The sequence below is a fragment of the Kribbella hippodromi genome (assembly GCF_039531045.1).
Taxonomy (GTDB): domain Bacteria; phylum Actinomycetota; class Actinomycetes; order Propionibacteriales; family Kribbellaceae; genus Kribbella; species Kribbella hippodromi.
Genome location: NZ_BAAAPH010000004.1, coordinates 335,510 through 336,292, shown reverse-complemented (window position 1 = coordinate 336,292; position 783 = coordinate 335,510). Strand labels below are relative to the sequence as shown.

Annotated in this window: 1 protein-coding gene; it reads left to right on the top strand. The window is 72.5% G+C overall.

Features of this window, described 5'->3' with window-relative positions:
* Window positions 1-216: 216 nt before the first annotated feature.
* The coding region (locus ABD260_RS08525; RefSeq protein ID WP_425553307.1) for a hypothetical protein at window positions 217-783 on the top strand (567 nt) is incomplete at its 3' end.

Below are 783 nucleotides of genomic sequence, written 5' to 3'. Positions count from 1 at the left end.
GCACGAGACCTGAGCGCCCGAGACCTGAGCGCCCAGGGAGTGAGCGCACGAGACCTGGGTGCCCGGGGGCTGAGTGCTCGGGACCTGAGTGCGCGGGGGCTGAGCGCCGGGGACGTGAGTGCCCGGGGGCTGAGTGCCGGGAGCCTGCCGCTTGCTGCTGAGGTGCGCCGCCTCGCCGGATTGACCGTCCCGCTTTCACCGACGCTCTCCCTCTTCATGACGACCCGCGCGGTCCTGGTCGAGGAGACCGAGTCATTCCGGCGACTGGTCATGCTGGATCGCCTCGGGCACGACGCCGGACACGTACACATCGGCCTCGGCGTCGCGCGTACGGTTGCTGCCGCGGAGGCACTCGCCCGGCACGCCCTCCACCGGGCCGCCCGCACTGGTCCGTTCGCCGCCGTCGTGTCCTTCGGCGCCGGCGCGGATCTGTTGCTCGCCGACCGCGCGCCCACCCGCCCCGGCCCCGCCGGAATCGTCCCCGTCGCAGTAGCCGAACGCCGCTCCGGCATCGACCAACTAAAGCTACGAAAGATCCTCGCCGCCGCAGGCACTGCCAACCGCACCACCACCGACCCCGTCACCACCAACCGTGCCGCGACCGACCCCGTCACCACCGACCGTGCCGCCACCGATCATGCCGCGACCGACCACGTCGCCACCGACCACGTCGCCACCGACCGTGCCGCGACCGATCATGCCGCGACCGACCACGTCGCCACCGACCACGTCGCCACCGACCGTGCCGCGACCGATCATGCCGCGACCGACCACGTCGCCACC